This window comes from Paenibacillus jilunlii, assembly GCF_900102965.1.
GTDB classification, from domain to species: domain Bacteria; phylum Bacillota; class Bacilli; order Paenibacillales; family Paenibacillaceae; genus Paenibacillus_AQ; species Paenibacillus_AQ jilunlii.
In genome coordinates this window covers 38,541-52,760 of record NZ_FNGM01000016.1, presented here as the reverse complement: position 1 = coordinate 52,760, position 14,220 = coordinate 38,541, and the positions used below count along the sequence as shown (strand labels likewise).

13 protein-coding genes are annotated in these 14,220 nt (G+C 49.2%); 4 read left to right on the top strand and 9 right to left on the bottom strand.

Features of this window, described 5'->3' with window-relative positions:
• Positions 1–93 precede the first annotated feature (93 nt).
• Positions 94–1,398, top strand: a complete 1,305-nt coding sequence (gene uraA, locus BLQ82_RS23415) for a uracil permease (protein WP_062522044.1) — start codon at positions 94–96, stop codon at positions 1,396–1,398.
• Between the two features lie 118 nt (positions 1,399–1,516).
• Here uraA and BLQ82_RS23410 read toward each other — a convergent pair whose 3' ends face one another.
• The 6 genes from BLQ82_RS23410 to BLQ82_RS23385 all read right to left on the bottom strand — a co-directional run bounded on the left by BLQ82_RS23410 (position 1,517) and on the right by BLQ82_RS23385 (position 8,377).
• Positions 1,517–2,035 (bottom strand): adenine phosphoribosyltransferase, encoded by a 519-nt coding sequence (locus BLQ82_RS23410; RefSeq protein WP_062522042.1) that lies wholly within the window; start codon positions 2,033–2,035, stop codon positions 1,517–1,519.
• 204 nt (positions 2,036–2,239) lie between these two features.
• Positions 2,240–4,651, bottom strand: coding sequence for a single-stranded-DNA-specific exonuclease RecJ (gene recJ / locus BLQ82_RS23405; RefSeq protein WP_074648553.1), 2,412 nt, complete (start codon positions 4,649–4,651; stop codon positions 2,240–2,242).
• A 28-nt stretch (positions 4,652–4,679) separates the two neighbouring features.
• The gene (locus BLQ82_RS23400) at positions 4,680–5,642 is read right to left on the bottom strand and encodes a cation diffusion facilitator family transporter (RefSeq protein ID WP_062522038.1); all 963 of its coding nucleotides are present in this window, start codon (positions 5,640–5,642) and stop codon (positions 4,680–4,682) included.
• A 118-nt stretch (positions 5,643–5,760) separates the two neighbouring features.
• Positions 5,761–6,663, bottom strand: coding sequence for a protein translocase subunit SecF (gene secF, locus BLQ82_RS23395; RefSeq protein ID WP_062522036.1), 903 nt, complete (start codon positions 6,661–6,663; stop codon positions 5,761–5,763).
• Positions 6,653–7,906, bottom strand: a complete 1,254-nt coding sequence (secD, locus tag BLQ82_RS23390; protein WP_062522034.1) for a protein translocase subunit SecD — start codon at positions 7,904–7,906, stop codon at positions 6,653–6,655. The genes secF and secD overlap by 11 nt, the downstream gene beginning before the upstream one ends.
• A 216-nt stretch (positions 7,907–8,122) precedes the next feature.
• Positions 8,123–8,377 (bottom strand): post-transcriptional regulator, encoded by a 255-nt coding sequence (locus BLQ82_RS23385; RefSeq protein ID WP_039835880.1) that lies wholly within the window; start codon positions 8,375–8,377, stop codon positions 8,123–8,125.
• 176 nt (positions 8,378–8,553) lie between these two features.
• Between BLQ82_RS23385 and spoVB the strand changes: the two genes are divergently transcribed.
• On the top strand, positions 8,554–10,152 hold the full coding sequence (gene spoVB, locus BLQ82_RS23380; protein WP_062522033.1) for a stage V sporulation protein B: 1,599 nt from the start codon (positions 8,554–8,556) through the stop codon (positions 10,150–10,152).
• Positions 10,153–10,156: 4 nt separating this feature from the next.
• On the opposite strand, the gene BLQ82_RS23375 is transcribed toward spoVB, so the two are convergent.
• Entirely contained in the window at positions 10,157–10,924 is a 768-nt protein-coding gene (locus tag BLQ82_RS23375; protein WP_062522148.1) for a YetF domain-containing protein, read from the bottom strand.
• Between the two features lie 231 nt (positions 10,925–11,155).
• On the opposite strand from BLQ82_RS23375, the gene BLQ82_RS23370 reads away from it, so the two are divergent.
• Together BLQ82_RS23370 and BLQ82_RS23365 are read left to right on the top strand one after the other, a co-directional pair.
• On the top strand, positions 11,156–11,548 hold the full coding sequence (locus BLQ82_RS23370; RefSeq protein ID WP_062522031.1) for a TIGR04086 family membrane protein: 393 nt from the start codon (positions 11,156–11,158) through the stop codon (positions 11,546–11,548).
• Between the two features lie 90 nt (positions 11,549–11,638).
• Positions 11,639–12,478 (top strand): phosphatase PAP2 family protein, encoded by an 840-nt coding sequence (locus BLQ82_RS23365; RefSeq protein WP_244280962.1) that lies wholly within the window; start codon positions 11,639–11,641, stop codon positions 12,476–12,478.
• Between the two features lie 72 nt (positions 12,479–12,550).
• Here BLQ82_RS23365 and BLQ82_RS23360 read toward each other — a convergent pair whose 3' ends face one another.
• Both BLQ82_RS23360 and BLQ82_RS23355 read right to left on the bottom strand, forming a co-directional pair.
• Entirely contained in the window at positions 12,551–13,894 is a 1,344-nt protein-coding gene (locus BLQ82_RS23360) for a S8 family serine peptidase (protein ID WP_062522027.1), read from the bottom strand.
• A gap of 10 nt (positions 13,895–13,904) precedes the next feature.
• On the bottom strand, positions 13,905–14,219 hold the full coding sequence (locus tag BLQ82_RS23355; protein ID WP_062522025.1) for a peptide maturation system acyl carrier-related protein: 315 nt from the start codon (positions 14,217–14,219) through the stop codon (positions 13,905–13,907).
• Position 14,220: the final 1 nt, after the last annotated feature.

Sequence of the window (14,220 nt, the reverse complement as noted above, 5' to 3'; positions counted from 1 at the left end):
TGTTGTTGTAAAAAGACGCCGTTCTATTTAATCTAGTAAAGGCGGTTTTTTGGAACCTCACCTAAAATAGAGACGAAAGAGAAGTGAACACCATTGCAACGCGAAATTCAAGTTAACGAAAAACTCCCCTGGGGCCCGGGCTTTCTGCTGAGTCTTCAGCATTTGTTCGCCATGTTCGGCAGCACGGTGCTTGTCCCTAACCTGTTCGGAGTAGACCCCGGTATGATTCTGCTGATGAACGGTATCGGCACACTGCTCTATATCCTGATCTGCCGCGGCAAAATTCCCGCATATCTCGGTTCAAGCTTTGCCTTTATCTCTCCGGTGCTCAGCGTGCTGGAAAAGCATCAGGGTGATCATCAGCATGGATATTCGCTTGCTCTGGGTGCTTTTATTGTAACTGGCGTGATCTTCATCCTTGTCGCATTGATTGTCCGTTATGCCGGAACCGGCTGGATTGATGTGGTTTTTCCACCGGCGGTTATGGGCGCTATCGTAGCGACCATCGGACTGGAGCTGGTGCCGGTTGCAGCCCGCATGTCGGGGCTGATCGCTCCTGAAGGCGCAACCGACTGGACGCCGGACGGCAAAGCGATCACCCTCTCCATGGTAACACTGGGCGTAACTGTTATTGGTGCAGTTCTCTTCCGCGGCTTTCCCAAAATCATTCATATCCTCATCGGTATCGTAACCGGTTATGTTCTGGCTTATATTATGCAGGTGGTGAATACAGATGCGATCTCCAGCGCGCATTTCTTTTCACACCCCACAATTATAACCCCTTCCTTCGACTGGCAAGTTATCTTCACCATTATTCCGGTATCGCTTGTAGTCATTGTTGAACACATCGGCCACTTGCTCGTTACGAGCAACATTGTCGGCAAAGACCTGACCAAAGATCCGGGACTGGACCGCTCGCTTATGGGCAATGGGATTTCCACCATTCTGTCCGGATTCTTCGGTTCTACACCCAATACCACTTATGGTGAAAATATCGGCGTTATGGCGCTGACCAAAGTATATTCGGTTTATGTAATCGGCGGTGCAGCAGTAATTGCGATCCTGCTCTCGTTCTCGGGAACCTTTTCCTCGATCATAGCCAATATTCCCCAGCCCGTTATGGGCGGTGTATCGCTCCTGCTGTTCGGTGTAATCGCCGCATCCGGTCTGCGCATCTTTGTCGAGCAAAAGGTTGATTTCTCCAAAGCGACCAACATGATCCTGGCTACTTTGGTTCTGGTGGTGGGCATCAGCGGGATCTCGCTCACCATTTACGGTGTCCAGCTTAAAGGTATGGCGCTCGCGACCATTGTCGGAATGGTTCTGTCCCTGCTCTTCAAATTAATCGAGGTTCTCGGCTTGTCCAACGAGCAGGACAGTGAGAAATCTGCACATTAACCATAAATATTTCAACAGGCTAATTTGATTTATAAGCTCCAATACAAAAAAGCGGACAGTTGTCAACAATCGACAGCTGTCCGCTTTTTATTTCCCGGGAAAAGGTACCCCGGTCGGCTTAGTCTTCGTAAGTAAGGAGCGAATGAACCTCGATACCGGAAAGCTTGTTCCGGCCGGCAAGCTGGCTCAATTCGATCAGGAAGGCCGCTCCGACCACTTTGCCGCCAAGCTGTTCCACCAGGCTGACCGAAGTAGCGATGGTGCCTCCCGTTGCCAGCAAATCATCGGCAATAAGTACGTTCTGTCCAGGCTTGACCGCATCCGTGTGGACAGCCAGTGTGTCCTTGCCGTATTCCAAATCATAACCTACCTCAATCGTATCATACGGCAGCTTGCCGCTTTTGCGGATCGGCACGAAGCCGACGCCCAGCGCATAAGCCAGGGGTGCGCCTACCACAAATCCGCGGGCCTCAGGTCCAGCAATCACATCGATCTGCAGATGCGCTACCAGAGCCTTCAGCTCATCAATCGCGCGGCGGTAAGCTTCGCCATCCTTCAGCAAAGTCGTAATATCTTTGAAGCTGATGCCCGGCTGCGGGAAATCCGGAATCACACGAATGTTGTCTTTAAAATCCATATTGTCATCTCCTAAAAGTTTGTGAGCGTTACCTCACTGAATTGGCTTCGAACAAACTCGCTTCGGAAGCGTACACTTAGTATTGTTAGCATAGCTTCTCAGCATCATCTTCGTACAAAACTAGCTTCGTAAGCTTATGCTTAGTTTGTGAGCGTTACCTCACTGAATTGGCTTCGAACAAACTTGCTTCGTATGCATATGCATTTATCCCACCCGGGATACATCCAGGCGGCGGGATAACATCCACTCCTGCAGCTCACTGCGGCTGCTCTCCATGAAATACTGCTCCATTTCCGCAGTCTTGCCCAGCCTCACAAAATGCTGTGAAGCTGTAAGGCTTTTAGCAGAGGGCTGAGGAATAAATGTAATCGTCCCCCGGCTGCGAGCTATAAATTCAAGTTCCTCGAACACGTCGAGCATTCTGGCCAGCATCCGCATCCCCATGGAAGACTGCCGGGTAAGCCGCAGCAGCAGCTCATGCTCAGGAACCGGAGCCGCTGCTAGAGCAGCTATTGATTTATAGAGCACTTTGAAATGGTCCCGTGTCGGCATCTGCAGCCGGTCGCGGCCATCCCGGATCGAATGCAGCAGGGCAATGTTATCCGCCTGCGGGAACGCAGCAAACAGCGCATCAAGCTGCTCCGGCGTTTCGGGCATATCGAGCAGACAGAGCAAAGATATCTGTGCATCTTCTGAATCCGCCGGTTGTTGCCGGACCGGGGATATTCCAGCGTCTTCATCATATACCCAAAGGGACATGCCTTGGAGAGCGCCCATAGGGGATGTACGGCTGTTCTGGAAAACCGCCGCTGTTCTGAGCGGCTTGACACCGCTATAGGGCTTGAGCAGCTCATGAAGCTGTGCGGCTTGCTTCACCGCATCCGCCGCGCCGCGCAGATCAAAGAGCTGCGGGTTCGGCACGGCCAAATCCTGCAGCATGAGCTGCGGCTTCCGCGAGCCGTTCCATTCATTGACCGACAGCTCTGCCAGAATATCAATCAGCGTTCCGCCCGGAAGCAGTTCAGCAAGCCCACCTTTGCCGAAGGCAACTACTTCAATCGTATGGCTGTCTTGTTGGAGGACAAGCTTCAAATGCTTGCCGTCCTGCCCCATTTTGCGGGTTTCTTTGACAGCTGCGCCACGGACAATGAATTTCGGTACCGGATTAGCCATTCCGAATGGAGCCAGCCTATCCAGTTCCAGCGCAGCCTGCAGCGACAAATCGGCTATGGCCGCCTCTTCGTCAGCCTCCGTCATTGGGAGAAAATGCTCCGGCGTCAATACCTTAGCGGCGTAGTCATTTAATGCCGCTGCAAACTGTTCCAGCATATCCTGATGCAGGCTCATGCCGGCAGCAGCCGGGTGGCCGCCGAAATGATCCATTAAATCTGCGCATGAGGATAATGCCTCATAGATATCCAGCCCCGGAATGGAACGGGCCGACCCTTTGCACATGCCTGTCTCCGGGTGAATATCCAGAATAATCACCGGCCGGTAATAACGCTCCAGCAGCTTCGAGGCTACGATACCTACTACCCCGACATTCCAGCCCTGATCGGCAAGCACAATGATATCCGGCAGCTTGTCCTGCTGAATCTGCAGCTCCAGCATGGCGGTAGCTTCAGTTACAATTCTATCGACGACCATCTGGCGTTCTTTGTTCAGCAAATCCAGCTCTCCGGCAAGCTCTTCAGCCTCATCTCGATTCTCTGTAGTCAGCAGAGTAACAGCCCGTCCGGCATGATCCAGACGGCCGCTGGCATTGATGCGCGGTGCCATGCCAAAAGCGATATTCACCGCACTTACGGTCTCCATCGTGATTCCGCTCACCCCAAGCAGGGCCCGGATACCAGGGAAGGGGGAGTTCCTCATGCTTGAGAGGCCTTTGCGCACAATACTCCGGTTCTCGTCCAGGAGCGGCATCAAGTCAGCAACCGTGCCAATGGCAGCGATTTCGTTCCACTCCAGCGGCACCTCATCCCCAAGCAGCGCCTGGGCCAGCTTGTATGCCACTCCGACTCCAGCCAATCCCTTGAACGGGTAAGGACAATCCAGCTGCTTGGGATTGATCAAGGCATACGCTTCAGGCAGAAGTTCCGGCGGTTCATGGTGATCTGTCACGATCACGTCCATCCCCAGCTCGCTTGCATAAGCAATCTGATGATACGCACTGATTCCGGTATCTACAGTGATGACAAGCGAAACGCCTTGCTGCTTCGCCCAATCCAGAGCATGGTTATGCAGCCCGTAGCCTTCATTTGACCGGTGTGGAATATAAATATCAAAAGAAGCGCCCAGGTAGCGCAGCAAATAGATCATCAGCGCAGTACTGGACACTCCGTCCGCATCATAATCGCCATATACCAGGATATGTTCTTCCTCCTGCAGCGCCTTTCTGATTCGGGGAACCGCTTCCGCCATCCCTTTAAGCAGGAAGGGGTCATGCCCTTCCTCGTCTCCGCCCTCCATGAACAGAAGCGCCTTGTCAGGTGTGTTCATGCCTCTCTTGACAAGCAGCGAAGACAAGAGCGGAGAAACCGAAAGGCTCTGGGCCAAATCCCGGACTTCTTCAGGATCGGCCTCCGGAGATTGCCATCTTGTTTTTGAATGGAGCAATTGTTTTCACCTTTCTCTCCCTAACGGGCTACTGAAGCAGCGTGGGGATTTCATTATCTACAAGCTCATGGTTGCTTTTGTAAGGATAACCCGGATCATACGGCACAACATCCATATGAACCTCACCTACATGGACAAAACGGTGCTGCAGAAGCTTTCTGGCACATTCAGCAATATCCTGGGCCTCCAAAATTGTGATGCGCGGATTCACACTGATTTTGACCTGCAGATTTACATAACGTCCTTGCTCCAGCGCCTGCAAATATTCCACCCGGATTACACCGTGTACACGCTGTACCGTTTCAATGAAACCTGCAGCCTCCTCGGAAGGAAGCTCCTGAAGCTTCTTGCCATATACAGAGGTTCCAATAAGCGAATAGCCTTTGCGGATAATGAGACATCCGGCCAACAGCGCTGCAATGGGGTCCATGTACAGAAGCGGATGCAAGTTGAACGACCCTCCGGCCATGGCCAGTGATATCCCGATAAATACAGTGATAGAAGTATATAGACTGAAGCGGTGGTTATCTGCATATGCGGCATGACTGCCATCGCCCAATTTTTTGAAATAACGGTACTGGTACTGAAAAACTGCCTCTTTCACAACAATAGAGATGAGAACGGTGACAAGCGCTGCCTGCCCTGGTGCTGACAGATGTCCTCTGGTCAGATCCCGAATTGCCGAGAAGGCAATTTGCAGTCCTCCCATCAAAATCAGCACGGAAAAAAGTATGGCAATAATCGGTCCCTTGTTATTCTGGGGGTTGCTTGGTTTTACCCTATTCTTCTTCTCTGTTTCCCTGCGCCAAGGAAGGGGAAGAATCTCTGCCAGCTTGGCAGCTGCATCCGATCCCGAATATAACGCATCGCCCATTAATGCCTTACTGTCTGAAAGATAACCAAAGGTTCCTTTGGCTGCAGCCAGTGCAAGATCACCGGCAACACCCGTCCAGACCATTTTATCACTTTGCGGTGATTGTTTGTCATTCATTACGAGGCCCTCCTTACCACTAGCAAGTATCTCATGATGACCGCTCCGCCTGACATTCCGCTCCAAAGATTTCGAAAAGCCGCGTCGTCTTTGACGCGGCTTTTCGGGTGTGACGGCTTTAGGCTTTAGCCGGATTGCTCTTCACGGTCTGCTTCTGGCGTTTCTTCAGCAGCAGCCAGAGCGGACTTGCGATAAAGATCGATGAGTAGGCTCCGAAGAGCAAACCGATAACCATAGCAAGCGAGAACATTTTGATCGATTCTCCACCCATGACAAGCAGGAAGAACGCGGCGATAAATACCGTAAACGCTGTGTACAGAGAGCGCATAAGCGTCTGGGCCACACTTTTGTTGACCAGTGCCTTAAGATCCTCATAGGTCTTCTGCTTGCCGAAACGCAGATTCTCGCGGATCCGGTCAAAGATAACGATGGTATCGTTGATGGAATAACCGATGATCGTCAGCACCGCGACAATGAAGGTCAGGTCAACCTCCAGGCGGAAGATCGAAAAGACGGCTACCACGATAAAAGCATCATGCACAAGGGCCACAATCGCGGCCAAGGCAAACCGCCATTCAAAGCGGATACTTACATAAATGATAATCCCGAGACAAGAGATTAGAACCGAATAGATGGCATTGCGTGCCAGCTCTTTGGCCATTTCCGTATCGACGGTGTTGATCTCGAAGGAAGCTTTGTCATCCAGCTTGGTTACCGCAGCTTTCAAAGCCTCATCCTGATTACTATCAAGCACTTCATCATAACGGATGTTCACCCGGTTCTCACCTAAGGTAATGTCCGGCTCATGGGAAATGCCCAGATCCTTCAGAGCCGGCTTAAGCTGCTCCAGCGTGATGTTCTTCGACAGCGAGACGTCCACATTGGAGCCTGCTTTGAAATCAACGCTGTAATTCAGACCCATGGTTGCCAGAAAGATCAGGCCGGCTACCGTAATGGCAATGGAGAAAATATAGAAAAATTTGCTCAGATGTACAAAATCAAGCTCTTTCTTAAAGCGCACGGATGTCACTCTCCTTTACCCCAAATTGCTTCGGCTTTTTCAGAGCGCCGGCTTTGACCAGCACGGTAAGCAGCCAATGGGCAAAATAAAGGTTCGTCACGATACTAAGCACAATTTCCACGATCAGGATCAGGGCAAAGCCCTTAACCGCGCCCGTACCAAAAGCGAACATTACGGCCGCTACGATAATGGTAGTTACATTCGCGTCCATAACTGTACGGAAAGAGGTTTTGTTCCCTGCTTTGACAGAAGACAAAATACTCTTGCCGTTGCGCATTTCTTCCCTTATCCGTTCATTGGTAATGATATTGGCATCGACCGCCATCCCTATACCGAGAATAAATGCGGCAATACCGGGGAGAGTCAAGGTGAAGTCGGCAACGACGAATACCGCAATCAGCAGCCAGGTATGAAGGATCAGCGCGAAGCTGGCCAGAAGACCCGGCAACCGGTACATGCCGATCATGAATATCAGAATAATTAATGAGCCTACAAGTCCTGCTTTGATAGTCTGGTCAAGGGACTGTTTACCCAGTGTTGCGCCTACGCTTTGGGAATATTTCTCTGTCAGCTTCAGCGGCAAAGCACCAAGGTTAATGGTATCAGCCAGTTCACGTGCTCCATCTATAGTATAATTACCAGAGATTGAAGCAGTGCCGTCTGTCAATACCGCTCTAACGATTGGTGGATTACCTAACAGCTGATCATCGAGATAGATAGCCATTTCTTTACCAAGCAACCGCTTGGTAATTTCCGCAAATTTCTTTTTATCTTTGATCTTGATGCTGATCTCAGGCTGATTCAAATTGTTGCGTTGAACCTCCGCCGCTCCCTCAACAAAGTCACTTCCTACAAGCTCAATCTTGCTGAAGGTACCTTGCGGATCCCCCTCAGCGGCACTGCGGAAGGTCAAAACTGCGGGTTCTTTCATCTTCTTGCGGACTTCGGCCTCATCGGTAACGCCCGCAATCTTCAGACGGATGCGGTCCGTTCCTTCTGTAGTGACCTCAGGCTCGCTTGTTCCGAGTGCGTTCGCCCGTTTTTCCAGGCTCTCTGCAGTCTTCTGCAGCGAAGCACGGGATAATTCTGCTCCCGCCTCCATTGGCTCGGCGTGATACAGAATCTCGAAGCCGCCCTTCAGATCAAGCCCTAGACGGACCTTGTCCAGCAGCCCGGGAGTAGTAAATGCCATGACCCCGGTTAATACGAGCACGGTAATAATAAAGCTCAACATTCTCTTCATGCTCTTGCTAGTTCCCCTTTCATTACTCAATATTCCTATTATAGCTACGTGCGAAATCACCGTCAATTCAAGCAGAAAGGACGTTACGGTTCTCACACAAAGAAACGGCCGGCTCTGCTCATGCGGCATGCCATCCGTTTTTCATAGGAAATGCTGAATGCTCTTCTCTTACTTTAACGCTTCCTGAACCTGTTTGCAAAAGTAAATCGTTCCTTTTTATACGTTCAAACCGCGATAAGCGGCAATAGTCAAATAGTTCATATAACTATTGGCCTTGAGTGAATAGATATCATTCACCAGCTTATGCAGGGCGGGTCTGCCTTCCTTGTCATAGTTGCGGCTGACGCAGTCCCAGATATCCTTGCCTGTTACATATTCATAGCCGAGGAGCCGAAATTCCTCCGCTTTGCTGCGGCACATGGCTTCGATTTCATCACTAAGCTGTTCATAACTCCATTCTTCCGATTCCACGTGTTGACACCTCCAAAGATACCTCGCTTATGCATGTTCACAAATAGTATTCGACCAGACTTCCCTAGTTTCCTTCTTCCGGCTGAAAAGTTGTCACCGATAAAGCTTGTCATGGAAAAGCCTATCATCCGCATATCAATGTAAGAGAGACTACTTGTGGGAAGAAGGAGTGCCCTTTGAGGAAACAGAGCTTTATTCAAGGAACCTTGATACTGCTGGCCGCAGGCATCATTAACCGGATGCTCGGCTTTATTCCGCGAATTATTTTACCGCGTGTGATCGGCGCCGAGGGTGTAGGCCTGTATCAGCTCGGTTATCCGTTTTTCATTGTGCTGATTACGATCATCACCGGGGGGATTCCGCTGGCCATTGCCAAAATGGTCGCTGAAGCCGAAGGAGAAGGACGCCCAGAGGAATCCCGGCGGATTCTGCACAGCGGACTGGCCCTTAGTCTCGGACTTGGTGTTTTTTTCACGCTGCTCGCATTATCCGGCGCTTCCTGGGTCTCCAATGTGATTCTGACCGACAGCCGGGTCTATTACACCTTCGTCAGCATGACACCGATGATTGCTATTGTTGCCGTTTCTGCGATCTACAGGGGGTATTTTCAGGGCAGACAGAACATGATTCCTTCGGCGCTGTCCTCAGTCCTGGAATCGGTTATCCGGATTGTTTTTATGCTATGGTTCTCCTGGCTTCTGCTTCCCAGAGGGGTTGCTTATGCGGCAGCAGGAGCCATGCTGGGTGTAACGGTTGGAGAGATTGCCGGCATGCTGGCGCTCTTGTGGCAATATTATTTTATCGTAAAAAGGGACAAGAAAGCAGAATTATCTCCCATAGCAACCACACCAGTCCCTGTGCCGGAACCCCCCGTAAAAACGGCCTCTCCCGCCAAAAATCATTCCATATTCAAGCGGCTGATCCGAATTTCTGTGCCTGTCACTGCCGGACGGCTGGTGGGTTCTTTCTCTTATCTGCTGGAATCCATTATCACGGCCCGCAGTCTTGCCCTCGCCGGTATTGCTACGGCAGCTGCTACCGCACAGTATGGGTCACTGCAGGGGATGGTAATTCCTTTGCTGCTGCTGCCGGGGGTGCTCAGCTCTTCGCTTGCGGTATCGCTCGTGCCTTCCCTGTCGGAAGCTTCGGCGCGCCGTGATCTGCCCACAATTCACAAAAGAATGCATCAGGCGCTGCGCCTGGCCATGGTAACCGGTGCCCCGTTTGCTGCGGTTATGTACATTTTTGCCGTACCGCTCTGTACGCTGATGTACGGCAATGCCGACACCGCCCCGATGCTGCGGATGATGGCCCCTTTTGCATTGTTTTTATATGTCCAAGCACCGCTGCAGGCTGCCTTGCAGGCCATGGAGCGTCCAGGTAGGGCACTGGTCAACACGCTGATTGGAGCGGTCGTCAAAATCGCGCTTATTCTCCTGCTGGCCTCACAGCCCCAGTATGGAATCTACGGTGCGATTATCGCGATTATCATCAACAGTATTCTGGTAACTCTGCTTCATGGGTTCAGCTTGGTCCGGCTGATCTCATTGTCACTCAGGCTCGCTGATCCGCTCAAAACACTTGCCGCGATGATTATTATGGCTGCCGGGATGTCTTATATCTATACCTCTGTGCCAATCGCCACTGCGCAGTGGGCCCAATTCTTGTTCGCTGCCGGCAGCGGGATGGCGCTCTATTTCGGAATCTGTCTGTTATCAGGCCTAATCTCCATTCGTGATCTGGACCGGGTGCCTTTTATCAAAAAATGGCGCTGAAGCTTCAACGCATATCCAGACGGTCTACATAAATTTCTCCCTTATGGTTAATGGAGCAGAGAAACACATCCCTGAAATCCGAGACGCCTTTTTGGCGAATCTGGGTTCTCAGCCAGAATCGCGTCTTGCCGATCATCTCCAGATTGTGGTCCTGAACCTTACCGTCCATGATAAGCGGAATCGGCAGGCCCTCATATCTGATTTTATGGCTCGGAAGCTTAACGCTGCCTGCGCTGTTCTCTTCGGAAGGCTTGGTCTTCTCTCTGACTTCGGCGGTTGAACTGCTGTTGCCGCTCTGATTGCTGGAGGATATTCCCTTGTTCTTTTCAATAACTGTAAGCTGGCCGCTGGTTTCTAAGATTGCAAACTCCACATCGGCGGGACTGTCGATATTTTGTCCGCGAAGCTGAAGCAGCAGATCATCAATATTATACCGCTGCTTGCGCATTTCCCCGCGATGCAGCTTGCCATTGGAGATCAGAATGCTGGGTTTGCCGTCGATCAGGAGCCGCAGCTTTCTGCTCTTCAGGCTGAACTGGGCCACCAGGACCTGAATCAGCACCAATGTTGCCATTGGCACCAACCCATCATAAATCGGCCGTTCAATATCTTCTATGGAAAATATGGCAATCTCGGCAATCATGATGGAGATCGTCAAATCAAATACCGAGAGCTTGCCGATTTCCCGTTTGCCCATAATCCGCATGCACAGGAAAATGAAGATATACATCAGCACAGTCATCAAGATACGGCCGGAAATATGCTGGAACATATTTTCTTCGCTCTCCTTCCATTGGTCACCCGCCGCCATCGTGCCGGGCAAAATAATGTACCCCTATTCTGGCCCCTCAACCAAGGGAACATTCGGAAGCGGGCTTATTAATTAATGGTAAAAGGGCTTTAAGCCCTTTTCGTGTACTATTGGGGCAAGCCCCCCCATACAATAGTTAGTAATCATTCCTTGTGTACAATAACGCTCAAAAAACTTTTAGGAGGTCATACCATGTATTTAATCCGGCGTCTATTCTCGTGGAGAATATCGAGTCCAGTGTTATCAGGTTTATGCCGCGCTTTTCTGTGGATGCTGCTGGGGGCGATGGTTCTCTCCCTTTTACTCTGGGGAAGCGGACTGGAAGAACAGGACCTTACTATGTACACTTATATTGTACATGGTATTGCTGCCGCCTTCGGCGGATTGACTGCAGGGCGGAGAGCCCCCGGCAAAGGCTGGTATCATGGGGGAATTACGGGAGCGTTCTACGGCATTATTGTCCTGCTGATTGGTTTTCTGGCGCTGGACAGTGCTCCTGCAGGCATCGATTGCTTGTGGATTCTGGCAGCCGCGGGCATCGCAGCATTCGGTGGGATATTCGGGGTTAATTTACATAAATCCTAAAATTTCAATATAATCGAAACCTGCTCTTGAAAATATGGTAAACTGGATTCATCTGACTTTACATGCGGGATCAAGGAGGCTTCGATTGTTTTGCTTTACCAATCTATGAACTATGTAGTGCTGTACACCGTTGTAATTGTAACTGTATTGATGTGGCTCGGTGCCCGTCGCAATCCTCTGCTGGCTTTTGTGGAGATCGGAAAGGAACTTGTCCGCTCATATAAATTTCTGCTGCTCGTAGCAGGAATGTTCGGTGTGCTGGCCGTGAATAAATACGAACTGCAAATTGAGAAGAAGCTTCATATTACTTCCGATTACACGTCTTTTGTTTTTGGGCTTGAAGGTCATTTTGTCAGGGACCTGCAGCATTTGTTCTTTGCTCCCTGGCTGACGCCAATCATTGTATTCTTCTACATTTTTATGCTTCAAGCCGTGCTGGCTGCTTCTCTGGGTGTCTACCTGCTGGATAAGAACCGTGTCATGCTCTACGCAACCTGCTATGCGATTATCATCAACTATGCCATTGCCATTCCGTTTTATTTGTATTTCCCGGTGAATGAAGTATGGTCCTATGTACCGGCAGGCGTCCGGTTTACCATGCTGGATGTCTTCCCGAGATTTGAGCAGGAGTACAGGCCGCTCTCAGGTCTGGACAATTGCTTCCCGAGCCTTCACACCGCAATCTCTGTAACCACCGCCCTGCTCGCCTTCCGCTCCGGCAACCGCCGCTGGATGGCGATCACCACTGTGTCCGCAGTCATTATAGTGTTCGGCATCTTCTATCTCGGCATTCACTGGCTGACTGACATGCTTGGCGGCACCCTGCTGGCCGTGCTGTCAACCACAGTTGCCGTTCAACTCGCCAAACTGACTCTGCGCAGTGGCGAAGGGCAGCTGGCCCTTCGCAGCCGTGCAACCGATACACACTGATTACTCCTACACAAAAGGCCGGGAGCCCCTAACAGAGGGTTCCCGGCCTTTCCTTCAACAAGCTGCCACGCTTTAACTCGTTAATATTTTCTGTAAGGATTTATAAGTTCTTCTAACGTCTTTGCTTAATGTCTTGTGATTTGCATATATCGAAACATCCATAATTTCCTCTTGTTGATTATAATCATAAACAAAATGTTTTTTAGTCGAATCATTTCTTTCCGACAGATTAATTGTAATATCAAACGGGTAATCTCCAAAGTCGTTTGAATCAGAGGCTTCACTTGCAAAAATAATTACATCACATTTGTATTTTTGGTGAATGAATCCGAAAAACGCTGAGCAGCCGATCCCTTCAGGCAGGTATTCGAAACCGTCAAAGATATCGGAGGAATGATCTGATATCATGACCGGGTAGAATTTATCCTTATGGAAAAAATGATTTAGTGCAATTGAGAATTCCTTCCTTAAGTAACCGATAATTAATATTACAGGAACAGGAGGATCGATTGTATTCATTGTTTTCAGCAGCCCATGGATATAAGTTCCATAGAATTCACTGCTCCATATCCTAACTTTTTGTTCGTTCAAGTTCTCGGGTGAGAGCATTCTTATTTCATGAACACCCTCTTTTACGGGTGATATGCTGTATTCCTTTTTTTTCATCATACAATCTGGATTTATAATTAAGTAGGGGTTATAGCTGCTTTTATTTGAAATGGAATGAGTATACAGTTCTTTTTTGATATCTTCTAAAGTAAAAAAAGGGTTCTCAGTGAGGATCCCGTGTACTCTGCCGGTTATAAAAGGAGCAGCAAAACTATTGGAATTGTTCGTCTCAAAAACCTCACCTTGTTCTGATGGAATAGAATGTTTACCGCTTGTAATCACATCTACTCCATCATAAGGATAAGGATCAAACACATATGAATTGGAGTTCAGGTCATCGGAACTCTTTACTCCTATTACATTTGTTAAACTTGCCGGCAAAGTAAAGAGGCCGTTATTATTAGATGCGGCTACCATAATAACGCCCTGTTCCGCCACTTCATTTACACAATCCCGAATGGCGGCAAAATCCAAAAAAGAGGTTGACCCTAAACTGAGATTGACGATTTTGATATGGTTAGCCAGACACCAATATAATGCTGTAATCAATTGTTTAGTTGTGCCTTTGCGGTTATTTTTTTCATTTAAGATCTTAACGCTGGAAAGTCTGGCGGCGGGTGCATATTTTTTTATGATTCCTGCACATACCGTACCGTGGCTTTTTAGATGTTGATCATAATGCTTCCGATTGATTATTTTTAGATTATCTTTTATTTCTTTATTATATTTTAGAGTGCCAATATGAAACGGATATTCATTTACACCGTCATCAATGAGGCAAACATCTATTGGATTATGGGCCTTCATTCTACTACCACTACCTAGTAGTTTTATTTTTAATTTCCCTGTGAATAATTGTAGAAATTTTGGATATCGTGTTAAAATCACCTGATACAATATCCTTTTCCGGAATAGAAATGCCGAAATTTGCTTCAATTTCAAAATATAATCTAAGCAGATGCCTTGCTTTCATATTCACGTTCCGTTCAAGAAAATTCCGGTTGTATTTGTCTTGCCCCCATGAATCGGTATCTATCAGCAATCTGCTCTTTAATATCTCATTCAGCGACTCTGCGATTTCCATAGCACTGATTTCCTGGCTTACAATCCCCAAGTGTACCATCCCTTTCATA

Coding starts and splice junctions, on each gene's coding strand:
- BLQ82_RS23410 (WP_062522042.1), bottom strand. CDS start 2,035: ATGGATTTTAAAGACAACATTCGTGTGATTCCGGATTTCCCGCAGCCG.
- BLQ82_RS23400 (WP_062522038.1), bottom strand. CDS start 5,642: ATGAATGACAAACAATCACCGCAAAGTGATAAAATGGTCTGGACGGGT.
- secD (WP_062522034.1), bottom strand. CDS start 7,906: ATGAAGAGAATGTTGAGCTTTATTATTACCGTGCTCGTATTAACCGGG.
- BLQ82_RS23375 (WP_062522148.1), bottom strand. CDS start 10,924: ATGTTCCAGCATATTTCCGGCCGTATCTTGATGACTGTGCTGATGTAT.
- BLQ82_RS23370 (WP_062522031.1), top strand. CDS start 11,156: ATGTATTTAATCCGGCGTCTATTCTCGTGGAGAATATCGAGTCCAGTG.
- BLQ82_RS23360 (WP_062522027.1), bottom strand. CDS start 13,894: ATGAAGGCCCATAATCCAATAGATGTTTGCCTCATTGATGACGGTGTA.
- BLQ82_RS23355 (WP_062522025.1), bottom strand. CDS start 14,219: ATGAAAGGGATGGTACACTTGGGGATTGTAAGCCAGGAAATCAGTGCT.